This is a genomic window from Bartonella sp. AA81SXKL, assembly GCF_042196945.1.
In the GTDB taxonomy this organism is placed as follows: domain Bacteria; phylum Pseudomonadota; class Alphaproteobacteria; order Rhizobiales; family Rhizobiaceae; genus Bartonella.
In genome coordinates this window covers 1-656 of sequence record NZ_JBHIRH010000294.1, presented here as the reverse complement: position 1 = coordinate 656, position 656 = coordinate 1, and the positions used below count along the sequence as shown (strand labels likewise).

At 37.0% G+C, this 656-nt stretch carries 1 protein-coding gene and 1 pseudogene; both read right to left on the bottom strand.

Going from position 1 to position 656, the window contains the following annotated elements; genetic code table 11:
• Positions 1–282, bottom strand: a pseudogene (locus ACFINZ_RS11210) (hypothetical protein); the annotation flags it as partial.
• Between the two features lie 11 nt (positions 283–293).
• Positions 294–611: a hypothetical protein gene (locus ACFINZ_RS11205; protein WP_375639942.1), complete on the bottom strand. Its 318-nt coding sequence runs from the start codon at positions 609–611 to the stop codon at positions 294–296.
• Positions 612–656: the final 45 nt, after the last annotated feature.

The window sequence follows — 656 nt, the reverse complement described above, 5'->3', positions numbered from 1 at the left end:
TGCTTTGCCATAAATACGAGAATTGCCGTAAACATGTGCATAACCGTAAACTTGTGCATTTTCGTAAACCTTAGCATTACCAAAAACCTTGGCATTACCATAGACTTTTGCATAATCCCCAATCCAGCAATTGCCATCATGACTTAGATTGTCTTCTTTTTGTATAAAACCGCCTAGGTCATCTGCTTTAACATCATCAAAATCCCTTAAAGCACGAATACGGTGAAGGGTTTTGCCATCAAACTCAATTGTTTCATCAGTCAGTTTGTATTTCTTTTCCATGGTTTTTGCCCCTACCTTAAGATAGCATCACTTCCATAAAATGCTGTTTTGCCAGCTACTATGGCATTACCACCAACTTTTGCGTTATTATAGACTTCGGCATCTTCATAAACCTTAGCGTTTTCATAGACATATGCATTTTCATAAACCCACGCCTCATCACCAACCCAACAATTGTCATCATGGCTAAGATTTCTTTCACTCTCTACAAAGCCACCAAGATCACCTTTTTTAACATCTCCAAAGTCTTTTAATGCACGGATACGGTAAAGCGTTATTCTATCAACTTTAATTGTCTCATCAGTCAGTTTGTATTTCTTTTTTATCATAATAACCTCCTCTTAATGCATGCTTTGTCTTTTAAGCTCTTGAGA